The following is a 17377-nucleotide window of genomic DNA, read 5'->3' as shown; positions in this document are numbered from 1 at the left end:
TTCAACACACTGTTACGCCCGCTTAGAGTTCCTGTATATTCTCAACAGCCACATCCATCGATGGAGCATCAAACCACTGTGTGTCTATATACCTATTTGCCCCAGCCGTATACAAATCTGCAACGGCATCTATTGCGGGTTGTGCTAATGATGTCGGCGAGCGATCACAACGATCTCGCCACTCAGCAACATTGTTTATTTCAGCCTGCTGTTTGGCGTCCTTGACGGCGGAAACCCACTCGGCATCAACCTCTTTGTATCGCTGTCGAATGACCTCTTTTGAAACCTCTTGATTATTATATTCAAATCGGTTTTCATCAAATGTTCCAGCAACATCAGCAACGATAATTTTACCATCGTGATATAAACATTCGATTTTCCCATCCTCATGAATAAATCCGTGTTTTTCTGCCTGATGCGTTATCACTCGATTCACACCCAATGCAAGTTCCTCTAACTTATCCAAACTCGCAACGCCAGCAATTTGCTCTGCTTCTGCCCGGTCAAGATATCGGTCTTGTTCTTCATATTTGGTTGAGAATTCAATAATTGGCTCAGAAAGTTCAACATGATCTGATGGCCATGCATCAGCATCGATACCGTACTCGCGTGGTGACTTCCGACGACGGAGGCTTGATCCAGTAGGCACGGTGTTCCGGAAAACGATTTCAAGCGGAATTAGATAGTTTCGACCGCCATTGTCGTGATATGATTCATAATCATATACGCCATCTGTATACGGAAGCGTTGGAACTTGCGTTAGATTAATTACCATTTCTGTTGGTGCTGTTGTGCATTCATCAAGAGCGTATACTGCAGTAATATGGTCAGAATCATTTGACGATTGATTATCTACGGTGGTCTCAGCCTCAGAGGAGCGTCCAACACCGAGATAATGTGTTGAAATATCATTCTGTTCGAGTAGTTCGAAATTGTATGCACCCATTGTACACAAAGAGGTACCTTTGTGGGGAATCTGGTCTGGCATTTCTCCCCAATCAAACACAGAGTAATGATCAGTGAACATGAAACGTCCATGACCATACTCTGTTGCTGTCGGTTCTGTCTCAACACGAAATTCTTTGACACTCGCCATACGCTCATGGGCGATAGCCGCGAGTAAGAAGCCTTCCAATTAAATTAATCTCATGACCCGTTTATAAATATGTCAAAAACTATTAACATATCAATGAAATATTACATTGAGTGACTAAATCGATATTCAAATTAAGACAAGCCTCTCAATCCAATGATCGGATATACCCAAAAACAATTCACTGCATTTGATACACCCATAAAATATACTCAGTTCTTCAGCTCAAACAACGGCGGTGTATCCTAATATGTATCAATAATCTGATTGACCCGTGTGACTGTATAGACACTGTCATAAACCGCCGATATCGGCTCCTTTTTGCATACTGGTATGCTGTATGTTGGTATGAATGCGGACGAGGCGGTGTTTGATGAGACATCTGAATCTACATTAGATCTTGAATTCTCGATTCGCCCAACGACCAATCAGTCGTTCGAGAACGCTCTTGCCGCTGCCCGCACTGGCGATCGACTTAGTATTGCTGACGGGATCGAATTAATAACTACAGGAACAGATTCTTCGGGAATTGATACAGCACGGAAACGAAAAGTGCTCGAAATTGCTGATCGAAGACGCGCTGAACGCGTCGGCGATGCTGTCACATTCGTTGCAAATCTCAACAACAACGTAACGACGGCATGTAACACTGGATGCTTATTCTGTAATTTCAAAGATAGTTCACAACAATTTGAGTCAAACTCAGACGCTGATCATGGCGGGTTCACAAAGACACCAGCAGTCTCACGAGAGACTGTTGCTGCAGCTGTTGACCGTGGGATATCAGAAGTGACGTCGGTCTCTGGATTACATCCTGCATTTGCCCTAAATGCCGAACATCGAGAAATCCTTACCAACCACGACAATCCTGCACGACAGGTGAATTACAAACCACCAGAGAAATACACAGTGGATCCAGGCACATATGTTCAGCAACTTCGTGCGATGTCAGTTGACGATGTTCATCTTCACTCAATTACACCTGAGGAAGCTCATCACGCTCGCCGTGGCACCAACTGGTCGTATGAAGACATTTACACTGAACTTCGAAAAGCAGGTCTTGATTCTGCGCCCGGAACCGCTGCAGAAATTCTGGTCGACGAAGTCCGAGAAGTCATTTGCCCGGGCAAGATGTCGAGTGCAGAGTGGGAAGCCGCAATCGAGGGCGCAGTGAATGCTGGATTAGATGTTACAGCAACAATCATGTATGGGCATGTGGAAAACGCTGCCCATCAAATCACCCATCTAAATCGGGTCCGTGAACTCCAAGATCGAACTGGCGGAATCACTGAATTTGTCCCATTATCATTTATCCATCAAAACACGCCACTGTATGAGCGCGGTGTCGTCTCGGGCGGAGCAAGTGACGCTGAAGATGAATTGATGATCGCTGTTTCCCGATTGTTCCTCGATAACATCGATAATATTCAATCATCATGGGTAAAATTCGGCGATGAAAAAGCACTGAAACTGCTAAATTGTGGAGCAAATGACTTCATGGGCACGATCCTTTCTGAAGAAATCACTACACGTGCAGGGGGGACACACGGTGAATTCCGCTCTGTTGCTGATTACGTTGAAATGATTTCTGCAATCGGTCGAACACCTGTAGAACGGTCAACAGATTATACCAGACGACATGAACTTACGCCAGACGCTAGGATACATGGACCAACACTTGGTCCGCGAGCGGATGGCACGCCTTTACTCGGCTCTGATGATAATGGACTGACTGCTCCAGGTATCGTTGCTGATGACTAGTATAGTATAGGCGCCAATATGCTTAGATCCTATGATGTCTGTGTGCACGATGCTTTTTTATTTGTCCGACATCATCGACTGAAACTGCCTTCGTGAGATTGCAGCTCTTGAACTGTTGGGCAGTATTCAACAATAGCTAAAACCCAGTAAATCCGACTCTTGATGTAAAAAAATCCTATCCACTGGGTGAGATGACACGAAGGTGAATCGTTCAGCTAAATGCAGTACAGCATAGTCTATACACACTCAACTGACACTGCATAGAGACATATTCATTCAGTTAGCAGAATGAACACAATAGCTGGTGCACAACGCGTAGTTATCGATATGAGATCTTCATTAATATTCTGTACCGGTCGTAAAAACATACGAATAAAATAAATACATCTACATAGAGCCGTTAGTTTCTCTTAGGAATAATGATGGTTACGACTCATGTGGCTGCGGGATTGCTACTTGCGGTCTCTGTGGCTACTCTTACGCCTAATTTCGCCATCCCTGCTGCCATCGGTGCTATTATTGGTGGGATACTCCCTGATATTGACTTATTTATTGGATCACACCGGCGGACATTACACTTCCCGGTTTATTATACAGCTGCGGGAGGAGTCACTGGACTCATCACAATAACAACCCCATCCGTACTCACTGTCGGTGTCTCTATTGGATTACTGGCGGCTGGGATACATTCTCTTTCAGACTGGCTTGGCGCTGGTGAAGAACTGCGCCCGTGGGAACGCACCTCACAACGCGCAGTGTATATCCATTCACGACGGCAGTGGCTCCAGCCACAGTATATTATCCGATACGATGGGGCGCCCGAAGACTTTGCATTAACCATTGTGCTCGCGGCACCTGCGGTGATTACTTTCGATGGGTGGCTTCGCGGAATTGTACTCGCTGGCATCGTTATCGCCGGTGGGTATACGATAACACGAAAATATATTCCACGATGGCTTGATCTATAGATTATTTAGATACCCATATCTAGTGCCGCATAGCTGCTAATCTGCGGACTCGCCGATGCTAATCGACTGATTGGTGTTAAGGGGACCATTTCGACAGGCAACACCACGATATCGTTGACCATGAACCCCATCAGACTCAATCGCATCGATGATACATTCTGCAAGCCACTTGCCACCAGCTGGCTGTCCAGTGAATCCCTTTCGTCTGATCTGTTTTGGAAGATATCTATCATATACTGGAAGTCGCTCATGTAGTGGCACACCAGCGCTGCTTGCGATGTCTGTGAGTTCAGTAAGTGCTGGCCAGGCGTAGTCCGGATTAATATAATCTTCTGTAACCGGTGAGACACCACCGAGATCATCAACACCGCAGTCAAGTAACTCACGAGTTGGTGAAAGATTTGGAGGAACCTGAACTGAGATAGACTCTGGAAGGCAGCTACGAGCCATCGCAACTACCCGCCGCATTGTTGCAACCGATGGTTGCTCGAAATCCGACCGTTCATTCGGAACAACGTTCTGAATGATTACTTCTTGAATATGATCATACCGCTCATGCAGTTCACGAATGGCGAGTAGACTTTCAGCACGATCACGCCATCCCTCGCCAATCCCAACGAGTAATCCGGTCGTGAATGGGATCCCGACCTCACCCGCAGCACGAATTGTGTTCAATCGTTGCCCTGGAGTCTTGCGCCGAGTGCCTGCATGGGCATCAATATCTGCGGTCGTCTCTAACATGACGCCCATACTGGCGTTGACCGGTGCGAGCGTTTCAATATCTGTCACCGTGAGATCGCCAGGATTTGAATGTGGGAGCAGTCCCTGTTCAATTGCGATATGACAACACATTTGAAGATACTCGATTATGTTATCAAATCCCCAGACATCCAACTGTGCATGAATCGCCTCATATCGATCGTCTGGGCGGTCACCAAATGTAAAAAGAGCCTCAGTACAGCCAGCATCTGCACCAACTTGGACACGATGACGAACTTCCTGTGGTGAGAGAAGCGTTGCTTCACCGGGAACATCGTAGTATGTGCAATAACTGCAGGTGTATCGACATGCGGTTGTAAGCGGAATGAAGACATTACGTGAGAAAGTAAGCGCTGCTGCTGGGTCGACATCCGCTGGAGACACAGAGAGAAGCCGATTAACATCAGTGGGCGACACTGTGAGACTGATGTCATACTCTGCTGCCGCAGGAAACATTGTAGCGGACGTTGTAGGTCGCCAATAAAAAGGGTTTGATTCTCGGACAGTCGTGCCGTGAATGTAAACAATACTATATTATCTAATCGCCATACTTCTCCAAAAACTAGAAGTTGAATATAGCAAATCCACAGCTACCTGAGTAGTGCAATAAAATATTCTCGGTTGTGATTGTGATTCCAATTCCAACGCATTGAGAAACGTCCTCCGCAGAAGTAATGAATCGAAAAGACACCGGGAGAGCCAGTATACTCTAAATTATCAATTGCTATCTAGTATCAATAGCACAGTGAATATAACTCGTTTTCAGGAGCTGGTCTTCTTCTACCAGTCATCCCGTGCCTCGGAGCCCGTACGATTGAATGTCGGTGACGTTTCATTTGGATTTACGAATCTATCCAGCCAGTAGCCGATATAATATCCGATATGATCACTATCTGTTGGAGAATCAATCGTAATCGTCGCGTTTGTATAATACTCAACTGCTAGGTCAGCATCCATTGAATTACCCATACACTGTCTTGATTGACGCGATGTCTCCAGAGAGTTTATCGGCTGTGACTACGGTATCTGCGTCATGACGTGTATTAATTTCTTTAATACTCAAATACGCTGGCATATTTCCGCGGGCATCAGTAACATACTCCAGTGTCGAAGCGACCTGATCATTAATTTTTGTAGAACTTATTATATTGAGATTCGACATATCAACGTGAACTGTCGGGGTCAAGCCCCGACCCCCGAGGCACTCGCCTTGTCTTCTCTGTAGAGACTATGAGATAGATATTGATAAAAGAGACGTCAAATGCGGGGGATGGGATTTGAACCCATGAACCCCTACGGGAGCGGATCTTAAGTCCGCCGCTTTTGTCCTAGCTCAGCCACCCCCGCGCCGGAACTCACAATTTATGACTATCAGACTCGCTGGGTTCGATAATAAATTGCTCGGCCGGTATTGTGCATTTCATTGTCTAGCAAATATTGGTTTCGCTTCAGTGCTGAGAATTATACCTCATTGACATCGTTGACATTGGGTTTTATACTATATTTTATGTAAGTTATCGATTCAGATGTATTGACTTTACTACCAATCAACACTCAATGTGCCATCACCATGAGGATCTGGAGCTATCTCCTCATCGGTACGACGATCAACGACGTGAATGACTCCAGCTTCCTTTTTAGCTGGACACACCTCCGCAGCACGAATATTCTCATCAAGCTCATTCTCACCAATAAAGAATGATTTTGGATTTGCAAGTCCAGATGTAATATCCATTTCCCAGTTATCTGCTACCTCCGCACACCGACCTGCACCAAAGCATTTGTTCGCTTCAAATATGATCTTATATGGTTTTTCTGCAATTGGTGGCGCGTCTGATGATCCGACGTCACTTGCACTCAAAGACTCATTCGTGTCCTTGATATCGGCATCAGTATCAGTATCTGTATTCGGATTTATGTCAGTGTTGGCAGTATCAATATCACTCATATGAATAAATATGTCGACGATGTTCTTTGCGATGTCGGTTCTATGCGTCTAAATAATAGCCAAAATCAAATCAAATCTAGATGAGGATTAGATCATTGCTCGATACTGATAGATTCAATCTCAATATCCTGCATCGGTTTATCATCTTGATCAGTTGGGACAGACCCAATATCCTCAACAGTATCCATCCCGTCAATGACATGCCCGAACACTGCATGTTTGCCGTTAAGATGCGGTTGTGAATCAAGTGTAATAAAGAACTGTGATCCATTTGTGTTTGGTCCACGATTTGCCATCGAAAGAATCCCAGCACCCTCGTGGTTTAGATCCTCATGGAACTCATCATCGAATGTGTAACCTGGACCACCACGACCTGTTCCCTCTGGGTCACCACCTTGGATCATAAATTCCGGAATGATACGATGGAAAATCGTTCCTTCATACAGTGAATCTGTTCGTGTCTCACCAGTATCTGGATCGCTCCATTCTATTTCGCCTGTTGCAAGTCCAAGGAAGTTCTCAACCGTCTGCGGAGCACGCTGTTCGAACAGCTCAAGCGTCATGTCACCGCGTGTCGTCTCAAGGGTGACAAGTGGGTTTTTCTCATCAGCGACTTCGTGGTCATCAACCATAACTAAAAATTGAGCGTCTGATACTAAATTGTGTCTTTCATGCTGTGATATTTGACACACTCACGGAGTAATCGTCTACTTTTGCATTCGTATGTGCACTCATCCGAGTCGATCACTGTCGTATCGAATATCGATGAGGTACACAATCGAATTATCACGGAGTGACCGGGTAGTTGATATTAATCTGACTGATATGACAACAGCTACCGCGAATAATATATTCTAGAACGCCTGGAGGTCCTGAAGCACTGCTGCTGCCGCACCGGACTCGATACTCTCATGTGCCATCTCAAGTCCTGATTCAATTGTTTCTGCATCATCCCGAGCGTAAATTCGGAAGGCAGCATTGAGTGTAACGGCATCAACGAAGTAATCTGTTCGATCACCAGAAATAATCTCACGGGTTAATTCTGCGGAGTCCCCGGCAACATTGTCAGGGTTAACCTCAAGATCTTCGTATTCAAAGTCCATGCCGTACTCAGGCGTCTCAATCTCATAGTCAGTAAATTCGCCATCAGTCCATTCACCGACCTTCGTATATCCAGGACGAATGTCATCGTATCCCTCCATTCCCTGAAACATAACGACTCGATGTGGGTGCTGCGTCTCCATCTGTTTGAACGTATCAACCATCTTCTTTGCAAATGCAAGATGATAGAATGATCCAAGATGGACATCAGCCTCTGCAGGATTCATGATTGTCTCAATTGTATTGAAAAACGTCCGAACGCCCATCATATCGCGACGATCATTGAGTGCATTGATATGAGGTGCAAACGCAGGCTGATAATAAAATCCAAATCCAGTCTCATCGACCATTGCTGCACTCTCTGTTGGTTCAATTTCGGTCTGGATCCCAAGTTCATCAAGCACGTGCTTGTATGCATCCTGTTTCTGTGTTGGGACACGATCGCCTGAGTGGACAACAACAGGTGTTCCTGCGCCAGCAGCGACGATGCCAGCAGCTGCGCCAAGAATTGCAGTGTCGCCTTTGCCGTCGTAGTTCGCGCCACAATCAACTGGGTCAGCATCTGGCACTGCAGTGGTTACATCCTCAGCAACGACATCAGCGTATGCAGCAAGCTCTGGCGCCACATTATGTTTCCAACGATTGGCAAGCCAAAAGGCTCCAAGCGTTGTCTGATCAGGTTCACGGGCAAGGATACGCCGAATTGCGTCTGTAGCCTGCTCACGAGACATATCTCCCGCAGATTTGACTCCTGACCCAACGACTTCTGTCATGAGACGCTTGAGTGGCCACTCACCAAATTCAGACTCGGCGGCTTCGGGCGCTTGTGCCATATCAAGCATAATGTGCGTGGACAACAAAAATTGTCCGTTTGGCTTTGTTAAACGATATTTTGACAGCGTGAAGAACTACCACTGCGACTCATGAGCAAACCGGTCATGATATCGTATATTGACATCGGGAAGCGACATACAGATATTATTTAGTGTTTATAACCAATTCTAAAATCACACATATGCTTCGTATGTCGAGTCACTCCGAAATATCTAGGTTATCTGGGTGTGTATGAATCACAATGAGTGAGACCGCCTTAGAGACAACTTGGGGACACGATCTTGATATTGAACTTGACGTTATCGATGCCGCGCTCATCGATGAATATCAAAGTGGATTCCCGATCACTCAACGACCGTTTCGAGTTGTTGGTCGAGAGCTTGATATCTCTGAGACGGATGCACTCACTCGAGTTCGTCAGCTTCGTGAAATAGGTATTTTCCGACGATTCGGTGCTGTTCTGAATCCACCTGTTATTGGAAGTTCGACACTAGCAGCCGTTTCAGCACCTGCAGGTTGTTTTGACGATGTTGCTACCACTATCAATGAATATCAGCAGGTGAATCATAATTATCGTCGCAATCACGAGTGGAACATGTGGTTTGTCGTCACCGCGGGTGCTCGTGAGAAACGCGATAGCATACTTGATTCAATTGAGACAAAAACAGATTGTGAGATTTTGGCTCTACCAATGCTAACTGACTATTATATTGACCTCGAATTTCCTGTTGTCAATACAGATACGTTTGCTAGAGAGAGCGTCTCAGAGACTGATGTATCCGCAACACGAATTTCTGAAGAAGCAACTGGCGGGCTCTCAAAACTTGAATCTGAGCTACTTGTTGAGATCCAAGATGGATTCCCGCTTTCGATAACCCCATATAACGATATTGCAACTGCAATTGAATCAGAAGCTGACACAGCAGCCGTTGTTACCGCTGTTGATCGACTCCGCACTAGTGGATGCATCAAACGTGTGGGCTGCGTTGTGAATCATATTGTAACTGGATTTGATGCGAACTGTATGGTTGTCTGGAATGTGCCAGATACTAAACTTGACACATATGGCGAAGCGGTCGGCGAACTCCCATATGTAACACTCTGCTATCACCGACCACGACGTCCTGAGCAAGGGTGGTCATATAATCTCTTTACGATGATTCATGGACGTGAAAGCAACGCTGTTGATTCAAAGATTGATGAGTTAGCAGCCGAACATCTTCCTTTCGAACATGAACGCCTCTATTCGACAGAAACACTGAAACAGACTGGTGCTCGGTATGATGAACTTGTGAGTGCTGCAGAAAAGTAATCAGACATATACTGAACTACACGGCAGAAACGTGTATATTAGAGATTGATCGAAAGATGAACCCAGATTCATGGAACTGTTACCGAGAGAACGGTGATACTTGATATAGTAACCGTCCTGCTCCAATCATACCAGTTTTTGCGAGTGCTCCGCTCCGAAGTGCCCCACGTTTCGCATAAAAGCCGCTTTTCGATATTCCTGCATTAAGATAATGTCGCGCTGATGTCGTCATCGGTGTTCGACGCCCCTCAACTCGAGTTGCTCCTTTTCGAATTGCATCCAGAATTATATCCGCAGTCAACATTGATCGTGTGAAATCCGTTATTTCGATTTCTGTGTATGCACGCCCGACATAGCCAACTTTGTGTGCATCACTTCCGGCAACACCCGGATATTCATTAACCTCCGCATATTGCCGTGCTCGACGGTTTTTGCGCCCGGTAAATACCCAAGAATTGTACACTTCAATTGCGTCCGGGTTAACCTGCCGAAGACGACGTTTCCGAATCCCGTGCCGACTACGCTGAAATGGATGTGGAACAATCGCAACACCGCCGCGATTGCGGATCCAGCTCACGGTTTCGGTCATTGGGACTTGACGCGGTGGAAGCGAGTTGACGCCTAGCGCGAGTAAATGTCCATCGGCTGTCGACACCTCGACACCAGGGATTCCAATAAGTCCATATCGCGGGGCAAGATCAGCTGCTCGGAGTGACTCATCGAGAATGTCATGATCAGTTACCACAATCGCATCTAATCCAATTTCAGCTGCCTGCTCCAGTAACAACTCAGCCGGATCATCGGCATCATATGAGGCTACCGAGTGGACATGTGGATCAATAGTAACCGTAAGCGTCACAAGCGACCATAGAACGCCGAAGAGCTAAAAAGTGCTTTGCGAGACGTTAACACAGTGATTATACTTGTTGTGAGATTGAAAGGGCATTCGCGATCCGCGTTCCAGTGTCATATCCGTTCCACAGTGCTTTATTGACTCTTCCCTCACCAACAATCCAGTCACCGGCGACATACAAGCCAGCGCTCTCTGCAACTCGGGCAGCTCGGTTATCAATTCCATTTTCCGGAAGTGCATACCGCCATCCTTGATCATCGATCCAATCTGGATTCTCATATCGCTCATCATCAAGTAAGGCTGCAATATGAGATGCAGTGTCTGACCCAGCAACATCAACAGGATCGTCGTATCGATTTGTTGACCACTCGGGGCTCATCTGTGCAATAAATAAACTTTCTCCATCAGGGACATGTCCATCCTTGCATTCTTCGCGTGAAAGCCACCCGACTGGGTGCTCTTTATCAACATTGACAAGTCCGTACCAAGGATATGATTTCATAAATGGATAATGAAGCACCACTGTTCGTATGGTGCGATACTCGACATCTCCAGCGGCTGCAATGAGTGTTTCCAATCGGTTATCCTGCCATGCTGTTGCCTCAAGGAGTGTCACTGTCTGTGGAGCAGGTGGTGTGATTAATAATGCGTCAAACGGTCCATGGTCTGTATTATCAGTATCAGTGAGAACCCATGCTTTCTCCACGCGTGAAATATCCGCCACCCGCGTTCGATGAGTGACATCCACATCTGTTTCTGCGAGAAGCCGCTTAGCTAACTGAGTGATTCCTTTAGTCCATGTCCATTTATGTTCGTCTCGGCTATTACCCTCAGTAATCTCGCCCGTTTCGTTGAATGTCCAGACTGGTTCATCAATATTAACCAGTTCCTCAGTTCCTAACGTTGGAATCAACTCGGCTGTTCGGGGGTCAGCATCCTTAATATAATTTGCACCGTGATCATATCGACATCCGTCTTTTCGCCGTGTTGCAGCGCGACCACAGACACCACCGCTTTTTTCTAAAATCGTCACATCCGCATCACTGTCACGAAGTGCATACGCAGCCCCAGCACCTGCCGGACCTGCCCCAACAATTCCAACTTGAAAGGATGATTCCACCTCATTCGACGTTGTCTCCGTTAACTCACCATTACCTCGAGAAGACTGAGACATATTGTATCAACGAGTCCAGTATGCTTGATTGTAATGGGTAGACCTGAATACATAATAATCCTGATAGTATTTCTATCTCCCTCATATATTGATCTTCAGATGCTGAATTCTAATATACTATCTTCATACCCAAATTCAAGAGATTGTCATCCAAGCAGATTGAAGCCGTATTTCTATTTTCTACTATGATAGAGATCAGATCAGATCGTTCATCAATAAACTTCGCGTATGTGGTATACGACACAGATAAAAATCTAAAACGGATCTCTCAGAGTCTTAATTTAGGAAGGGGTATCTCAGTTAGATGTCGTACTGGCGGGTTTGCTCTGAGTATTACTGTCATTGTCAGAATCATCAGTGCCAATATATGTGCATCTTCTAAGAAAGTTTTTGATAAGGTCATGTCCAATACCAGTCAATACTGACTCAGGGTGAAATTGCACTGCCTCAATTGGATACTCACGATGTCTAATCCCCATGATGAGGTCATCAGTATCCGAATCTGTGTCTGAGTCTCTTCGTGTTATGATGTCATGCGGCGAATCACCTGTTGGGTTTGCACTATCGTCAATTCTCGTTGCTGCTGATATTTCAAAGCACTCAGGCACATTCGTAGCGATTAGTGAGTGATATCGACCAGCTTCAAACGTCTGATCAAACCCCTCGAAAATACCAGCTCCGTCATGAGCGATTGTTGATGACTTCCCATGAACTGGTGCGGGTGCACGACCAACACTACCCCCATATACATACACTGCTGCTTCAAGTCCAAGGCATACTCCAAGGGTTGGCACGGTCTGTGATATCGTTGTCAGAACTTCATTTGTGACTCCAACATCACGAGCATTCTTTGGATGTCCCGGACCGGGGCTAATGACGATGGCATCAGGATTGATTGTCTCAATATCTTCAAGCGACGCGGTGTTCTTCAGAACATCGACATTGAGTGGTTCGTTATTAATCCGTTGTTCAGACAGATATTCGACAAGATTGTACGTGAATGAGTCAAAATTATCTATGACAAGTACCGAAAGTGTCATCGAGATGCTTCCTCCGTGTGTGATGATTCTGATTTCATATCATCACCCATTTTGTTATCTGTGTCTCTATCTCCACTGAGATTTCCGTTTGCTTGGGTGGTCTGAGTCTGCGTTTGTGTCTGTGCCATTTCTGCTGCCTCCGTCGTTATCATCTCAAGCGCTGAAAGAACACCATCCATCTTCTGCTCAGTTTCGCGATATTCAGATGCAGGATCGCTATCAGCGACAATACCGGCGCCAGCCTGGACACGGACAGTTGCAGGCGCCGTTTCAGCGATAATTTCTGTTTGGTGTGCATTTGAGATTGCTGTTTCGTTATCTTCGATTGTTGCAGTTCGAATGACGATTGCAAAGTCCGCGTCTCCAGACCACGAGTAATAGCCAACTCCTCCGCCATAGACTCCACGCGGTGTTGTTTCAAGCTTGTCAACAATCTCCATCGCACGAATCTTTGGGGCTCCTGTGAGTGTCCCTGCTGGGAACGTTGCCCGTGTTGCATCGAATGCATCAGCATCGGACGCAAGCGTTCCTGTGACGGTTGACTCGATATGTTGAACATGGCTATACTTTAAGACGTTCATAAACTCTTCAACGCGAACACTCCCTGGATCAGAAACACGTCTGACATCGTTCCGAGCGAGATCAACCAACATTGTATGCTCAGCTCGTTCTTTTCCATCTGCAAGCATCTCACCTGCGAGTCGTCGATCTTCGACAGGACTGTTCCCACGAGAACAGGTACCGGCAATCGGATTTGAGACAATCCGATCATCCTGAACGGACACGAGTGTCTCAGGACTGGCGCCAACAATATATCTGTCATCATGTCTGAGCAAATACATATATGGCGATGGATTTACCTCACGAAGCGATGCATACAGACCCAGTGGGTCAATATCGCCGTATTGTTCTCGAACACGAGAAATGACACCTTGATATATATCACCATCAAGAACACGTTGCTTTGCAGTATGAACTGCTGTCTCATAATCAGTCTGTGAGCCAGCAGCGCTATTCGTCTGGAGGAACCCATCAGGGTCAGGTGGAGCGGCTGATTCGAGCGTTTCCTGAATATCTATTGCTTCCGCAACAAGCTCATCATAAATGACGTCAAGATCATCATCAGGTGCGATGATCGGGGTAAGAACTAATGATACCGACCTGTCAGCATGATCAATAGAGAGTGTTTTGGTTGTAAGAACAAATTCTGCATCAGGGGTCTGTGTGTCGGGGCGGTCAACCCCAACCTCATTCAGCCATATATCATACACTGCCTCATAGGCAAGAAATCCAACAAGTCCACCACGAAGCCGGTGTCGGTCATCATCCGGAAATCCGACCCGAGGAAATGTTGGCATCGCCGTACGGAGATTATCAAGCACATCATCACCGCTGGTATTATTATCGCTATTATCTAAATTAGTGTCGGAAGTTGTGACATACTTAGCCGCACGACCCCCAAGCGTCGTACACTCAAATTCATCGGGAGAAATAGTAATAACTGCATCAGGGTCATAGCCAACAAACGAAAACCGTGCATGACGATCCGCAGTTACATGATCCGGTGCGAATGCTCCATCAGGATCACTTGATGGTGTCTTTTCAGCACTCTCAAGTAAAAATCCATAATCACTACGGGCTACAAGAGCCGCATATGCAGTAAGCGGCGTTACTGTTGGAAGCGATGCAGCCACATGTGCGATCAGTGGCTCTGAGGTCGACTCCAATTTATTCGTTATTTCAGCAATAAATGCTGACCGAGACTTTGAGAGTGGTGTCGAATCACTCATCTATTGTCCTCCGATGTAGTTGTGCTCATAGGTTCACCTACTGATGTACCGTCTGTGTTTGCGTCCTCTATTGATACGCCAGTCTCAGTATTGCTAGCGATATCAACGTTGGTCGCCCGATTAATGAACGCTGTCACAGCATTGTGATCTTTGTTGCCACCACTATCCTCGACACCGCTCGCAACATCAATACCAAACGGAGTAACCGTCTGAACGGCTGATTTGACATTTGATGGCGTAAGCCCACCAGCAAGAATCACGGGCGAATCTAATTGAGTGGCGATCTCAGCGGTTGTGGTCCAATCATGCGTATGTCCTGTTCCGCCTGCTCCGTCAGTATCCACAGAATCTATCAATACAGCATCAACTGTCGATGCAACTGAGCGAGCACGTGATGGCATCTCAGCGTCAACAACAGCAATGACATCTGCTGTGACTGATTCATTAATACGTCTAAAATCGGTGGCATCGTACTCACCATGAATCTGGATTACGTCCGATTGCACATGCTCTGCGAGAGCGATTGCATCAACAACAGAGTCAGGCATTGTCACAAGAACTGTATCGACAAATGGTGGGGTAGCGGCAACGAGTTGTGTTGCGCGTTTGACACTGACCGACCGTGGCGTTTCAACGGAGACATCGGCGATAATCCCAACTGCATCTGCGCCAGCAGCGACAACCGCCGCAAGGTCATCCTCAGTCGTGACACCACAGATTTTCACACGAGTTCGAGCCATTAGTTTTGCTCCGTTGACGACGAAGTTGGTGCACACAACGTCTCAAAGGTGGCTTCAGCGTCGCCAGTATCAATTGTTGTTGCAGCATATTCAACTCCACTCTCAATATCATCTGTGAGTCCGGCAATATAGATAGCTGCTCCTGCGTTCGCAAGAATAATATCCCGCTTAGCTCCGCTGATTTCTCCAGTGACAATTCCACGAAGGTCGGTCGCATTCTCCTCTGGTGTTCCTCCAGATACGGCTTCAACTGGCGCAGAGTCAAGCCCAATAGATGCCGGTGAAAGCGTATACTCATCAACAGTGTCACCAGTAACCTCTGCAACAGTCGTCGTATCATGGAGTGCAATTTCATCCATCCCACTGCCATGAACTACAAGTGCACGTTCAACAGGCAATTGTGTGAGAGCTTGCCCAAGCACAGGAACAAGTTCGGGATCATAAACACCGATAACCTGTGCATCTGCTCCAGCAGGGTTTGTAAGCGGACCAAGAATATTGAATACTGTTCGCATTCCTAGCTCCTTTCGCGGTCCAATAACAGCTTTCATAGCTGGATGGAATACAGGAGCAAGCATGAACCCAATTCCATCACGCTCGATTGCTGTTTCGACAGCAGGAGGTTCTGCCTCGACGTCTGCGCCAGCGACCGCTAGTACATCTGCACTCCCAGATTGCGATGATACAGAGTAGTTCCCATGCTTTGCGACCGCTGCCCCGGCACCAGCGGCAACGATAGCACTCGTCGTTGATACATTGATCGTGTCATAATCATCACCTCCAGTACCACAAGTATCAACGAGCGGTGTGCGGTCAGGAGTGATGGTCCGGGCTGCATCACGCATTCCACGCGCAAAACCAGCGATTTCAGTCTCAGTCTCACCTTTCGCTCGAAGCGCCGCTAGTAAAGCACCAATCTGTGCTTCAGTTGCATCTTCGAAGAGGAGCTTCGCTGCGTCTCGGGAATCATCATATGATAAGTCAATTCCCTCAGCTGCCCGCTCAATATAATCTTGTAGTGTCATCGTGGTCACCAATGTACGTCTTCGGGTTAGAATGTACAAATCAGTTCATTAGTATAAGCATACCGGAAGTTGCCTAGCGACGCGGTCCGTGACTATCGAAACGAAACCTTCAATTACGTTGTGCAGATACTGTGGAATGTAGTAAAACCGTGTCTAGCGGGTTGGTGGTCTAGTCTGGTTATGACACCTCCTTGACATGGAGGAGGTCGGCAGTTCAAATCTGCCCCAACCCACTGCAATCGATTATTCTTGTCTCAAGTAAATTACACTTACTACCGACAGTAATTATCATCTGAGTAGCTCATGGTATTTACTCCATGGATGGCAAACATACGCTCATATTCATGGAGAGAAATCAGCCAGTTTATTACTGTATTGAACTGACGATATACCTTCTATACTGTTGTCTGAGTGCCCACGTGGTCAAAGAGGGCTACGACTCGCCCTTCAATCTCATCTCGGATTACGCGCACTTGCTCAAGATCTTTATTATCCGGGTCGTCAAGTGCCCAATCACGGATATCAATCTCCTCAGCATCAATCTTCAGTGTCGAACAACCCATTGTTGCAACAATATCACACGATTCAAGTTCTTCTGTTGAGACCTTTCGTGGCGTTTGACCGGAGATATCGATGTTAATCTCATTCATTACTTTCACAACCTCTTCATGTACATCATCGGCTGGGTCGGTTCCTCCCGTGATGATATCAATACCATCATTAACTCCTCGACGGTCCCGCTCGCGCTCAGCGAATGCCGCTGACATCTGATTACGCCCAGCGTTTTGAACACAAATAAACCCAAGCTTTGTTGGCGAACCCTCTGACATAATCATACAGAGACTGACCATCAGATTAAATTCTTATATGTACTCTATATTACCGACAATAGTTTTTAATACATATATTATTACGCTCTAACCGTGATATGGTAAAGACGATCAACTGTCTTAGCAAGCGGTTCAAAAGCGTCTGTACC

The 17377-nt window shown here is 46.4% G+C and carries 17 protein-coding genes and 2 tRNA genes; 4 read left to right on the top strand and 15 right to left on the bottom strand.

The genetic code is table 11. The features are described 5' to 3' along the window. Positions 1–22: 22 nt before the first annotated feature. Positions 23–1096 carry a phosphoribosylaminoimidazolesuccinocarboxamide synthase gene (locus J07HQW2_RS07815; RefSeq protein ID WP_021054897.1) on the bottom strand — a complete coding sequence of 358 codons (1074 nt, stop codon included), beginning with the start codon at positions 1094–1096 and terminating at the stop codon, positions 23–25. 345 nt (positions 1097–1441) lie between these two features. Here J07HQW2_RS07815 and cofH point away from each other — a divergent pair, with 345 nt between their 5' ends. Continuing rightward, entirely contained in the window at positions 1442–2854 is a 1413-nt protein-coding gene (gene cofH / locus J07HQW2_RS07810; protein WP_048075552.1) for a 7,8-didemethyl-8-hydroxy-5-deazariboflavin synthase subunit CofH, read from the top strand. A gap of 419 nt (positions 2855–3273) precedes the next feature. Beyond that, a complete protein-coding gene (locus J07HQW2_RS07805) occupies positions 3274–3822 on the top strand; it encodes a membrane protein (RefSeq protein WP_048075198.1) in 549 nt (182 codons plus the stop codon). Between the two features lie 36 nt (positions 3823–3858). Here J07HQW2_RS07805 and cofG read toward each other — a convergent pair whose 3' ends face one another. The 7 genes from cofG to J07HQW2_RS07770 form a co-directional block, all read right to left on the bottom strand. After that, positions 3859–5037 (bottom strand): 7,8-didemethyl-8-hydroxy-5-deazariboflavin synthase subunit CofG, encoded by a 1179-nt coding sequence (cofG, locus tag J07HQW2_RS07800; protein WP_021054894.1) that lies wholly within the window; start codon positions 5035–5037, stop codon positions 3859–3861. A gap of 324 nt (positions 5038–5361) precedes the next feature. Then, positions 5362–5538, bottom strand: coding sequence for a hypothetical protein (locus J07HQW2_RS07795; protein ID WP_303704025.1), 177 nt, complete (start codon positions 5536–5538; stop codon positions 5362–5364). A gap of 4 nt (positions 5539–5542) precedes the next feature. Continuing rightward, entirely contained in the window at positions 5543–5743 is a 201-nt protein-coding gene (locus J07HQW2_RS07790; protein ID WP_048075197.1) for a hypothetical protein, read from the bottom strand. Positions 5744–5843: 100 nt separating this feature from the next. After that, positions 5844–5928 (bottom strand) — tRNA-Leu (locus tag J07HQW2_RS07785). Positions 5929–6121: 193 nt separating this feature from the next. Continuing rightward, the gene (locus J07HQW2_RS07780) at positions 6122–6529 is read right to left on the bottom strand and encodes a ferredoxin (RefSeq protein WP_021054891.1); all 408 of its coding nucleotides are present in this window, start codon (positions 6527–6529) and stop codon (positions 6122–6124) included. Between the two features lie 92 nt (positions 6530–6621). Next, on the bottom strand, positions 6622–7161 hold the full coding sequence (locus J07HQW2_RS07775) for a peptidylprolyl isomerase (RefSeq protein ID WP_021054890.1): 540 nt from the start codon (positions 7159–7161) through the stop codon (positions 6622–6624). Positions 7162–7383: 222 nt separating this feature from the next. Further along, positions 7384–8463, bottom strand: coding sequence for an anthranilate phosphoribosyltransferase (locus J07HQW2_RS07770; protein ID WP_048075550.1), 1080 nt, complete (start codon positions 8461–8463; stop codon positions 7384–7386). Between the two features lie 242 nt (positions 8464–8705). On the opposite strand from J07HQW2_RS07770, the gene J07HQW2_RS07765 reads away from it, so the two are divergent. Then, on the top strand, positions 8706–9776 hold the full coding sequence (locus J07HQW2_RS07765; protein ID WP_021054888.1) for a siroheme decarboxylase subunit beta: 1071 nt from the start codon (positions 8706–8708) through the stop codon (positions 9774–9776). Positions 9777–9855: 79 nt separating this feature from the next. On the opposite strand, the gene J07HQW2_RS07760 is transcribed toward J07HQW2_RS07765, so the two are convergent. The 6 genes from J07HQW2_RS07760 to trpD form a co-directional block, all read right to left on the bottom strand. Continuing rightward, positions 9856–10635, bottom strand: a complete 780-nt coding sequence (locus tag J07HQW2_RS07760) for a PHP-associated domain-containing protein (protein WP_021054887.1) — start codon at positions 10633–10635, stop codon at positions 9856–9858. 58 nt (positions 10636–10693) lie between these two features. Next, positions 10694–11803: an NAD(P)/FAD-dependent oxidoreductase gene (locus J07HQW2_RS07755; protein ID WP_021054886.1), complete on the bottom strand. Its 1110-nt coding sequence runs from the start codon at positions 11801–11803 to the stop codon at positions 10694–10696. Positions 11804–12099: 296 nt separating this feature from the next. Beyond that, positions 12100–12843 carry an aminodeoxychorismate/anthranilate synthase component II gene (locus J07HQW2_RS07750; RefSeq protein WP_021054885.1) on the bottom strand — a complete coding sequence of 248 codons (744 nt, stop codon included), beginning with the start codon at positions 12841–12843 and terminating at the stop codon, positions 12100–12102. Beyond that, positions 12840–14633: an anthranilate synthase component I gene (gene trpE / locus J07HQW2_RS07745; RefSeq protein ID WP_021054884.1), complete on the bottom strand. Its 1794-nt coding sequence runs from the start codon at positions 14631–14633 to the stop codon at positions 12840–12842. The genes J07HQW2_RS07750 and trpE overlap by 4 nt, the downstream gene beginning before the upstream one ends. Further along, positions 14630–15373: a phosphoribosylanthranilate isomerase gene (locus J07HQW2_RS07740; protein ID WP_021054883.1), complete on the bottom strand. Its 744-nt coding sequence runs from the start codon at positions 15371–15373 to the stop codon at positions 14630–14632. Before J07HQW2_RS07740 ends, trpE begins: the two co-directional genes overlap by 4 nt. Further along, on the bottom strand, positions 15373–16398 hold the full coding sequence (gene trpD / locus J07HQW2_RS07735) for an anthranilate phosphoribosyltransferase (protein WP_021054882.1): 1026 nt from the start codon (positions 16396–16398) through the stop codon (positions 15373–15375). The genes J07HQW2_RS07740 and trpD overlap by 1 nt, the downstream gene beginning before the upstream one ends. Before the next feature lie 158 nt (positions 16399–16556). On the opposite strand from trpD, the gene J07HQW2_RS07730 reads away from it, so the two are divergent. After that, positions 16557–16631: transfer RNA gene (locus J07HQW2_RS07730), tRNA-Val, on the top strand. 162 nt (positions 16632–16793) lie between these two features. Here the strand turns inward: J07HQW2_RS07730 and J07HQW2_RS07725 are convergent. Further along, the gene (locus J07HQW2_RS07725; protein ID WP_021054881.1) at positions 16794–17228 is read right to left on the bottom strand and encodes a low molecular weight phosphatase family protein; all 435 of its coding nucleotides are present in this window, start codon (positions 17226–17228) and stop codon (positions 16794–16796) included. Between the last annotated feature and the right edge of the window lie 149 nt (positions 17229–17377).

This window comes from Haloquadratum walsbyi J07HQW2, assembly GCF_000415985.1.
Classification (GTDB): Archaea; Halobacteriota; Halobacteria; order Halobacteriales; family Haloferacaceae; genus Haloquadratum; species Haloquadratum walsbyi_B.
The sequence above is the reverse complement of the archived record's forward strand: the minus strand, read 5'-3'. Positions and strand labels throughout refer to the sequence as shown.

Excerpts from the sequence above, each read along its gene's own strand:
- J07HQW2_RS07815 (WP_021054897.1), bottom strand. The coding sequence starts at position 1,096 with ATGGCGAGTGTCAAAGAATTTCGTGTTGAGACAGAACCGACAGCAACA.
- cofH (WP_048075552.1), top strand. The coding sequence starts at position 1,442 with ATGAATGCGGACGAGGCGGTGTTTGATGAGACATCTGAATCTACATTA.
- J07HQW2_RS07805 (WP_048075198.1), top strand. The coding sequence starts at position 3,274 with ATGATGGTTACGACTCATGTGGCTGCGGGATTGCTACTTGCGGTCTCT.
- cofG (WP_021054894.1), bottom strand. The coding sequence starts at position 5,037 with ATGTTTCCTGCGGCAGCAGAGTATGACATCAGTCTCACAGTGTCGCCC.
- J07HQW2_RS07795 (WP_303704025.1), bottom strand. The coding sequence starts at position 5,538 with ATGGATGCTGACCTAGCAGTTGAGTATTATACAAACGCGACGATTACG.
- J07HQW2_RS07790 (WP_048075197.1), bottom strand. The coding sequence starts at position 5,743 with ATGTCGAATCTCAATATAATAAGTTCTACAAAAATTAATGATCAGGTC.
- J07HQW2_RS07780 (WP_021054891.1), bottom strand. The coding sequence starts at position 6,529 with ATGAGTGATATTGATACTGCCAACACTGACATAAATCCGAATACAGAT.
- J07HQW2_RS07775 (WP_021054890.1), bottom strand. The coding sequence starts at position 7,161 with ATGGTTGATGACCACGAAGTCGCTGATGAGAAAAACCCACTTGTCACC.
- J07HQW2_RS07770 (WP_048075550.1), bottom strand. The coding sequence starts at position 8,463 with ATGGCACAAGCGCCCGAAGCCGCCGAGTCTGAATTTGGTGAGTGGCCA.
- J07HQW2_RS07765 (WP_021054888.1), top strand. The coding sequence starts at position 8,706 with ATGAGTGAGACCGCCTTAGAGACAACTTGGGGACACGATCTTGATATT.
- J07HQW2_RS07755 (WP_021054886.1), bottom strand. The coding sequence starts at position 11,803 with ATGTCTCAGTCTTCTCGAGGTAATGGTGAGTTAACGGAGACAACGTCG.
- J07HQW2_RS07750 (WP_021054885.1), bottom strand. The coding sequence starts at position 12,843 with ATGACACTTTCGGTACTTGTCATAGATAATTTTGACTCATTCACGTAC.
- trpE (WP_021054884.1), bottom strand. The coding sequence starts at position 14,633 with ATGAGTGATTCGACACCACTCTCAAAGTCTCGGTCAGCATTTATTGCT.
- J07HQW2_RS07740 (WP_021054883.1), bottom strand. The coding sequence starts at position 15,373 with ATGGCTCGAACTCGTGTGAAAATCTGTGGTGTCACGACTGAGGATGAC.
- trpD (WP_021054882.1), bottom strand. The coding sequence starts at position 16,398 with ATGACACTACAAGATTATATTGAGCGGGCAGCTGAGGGAATTGACTTA.
- J07HQW2_RS07725 (WP_021054881.1), bottom strand. The coding sequence starts at position 17,228 with ATGTCAGAGGGTTCGCCAACAAAGCTTGGGTTTATTTGTGTTCAAAAC.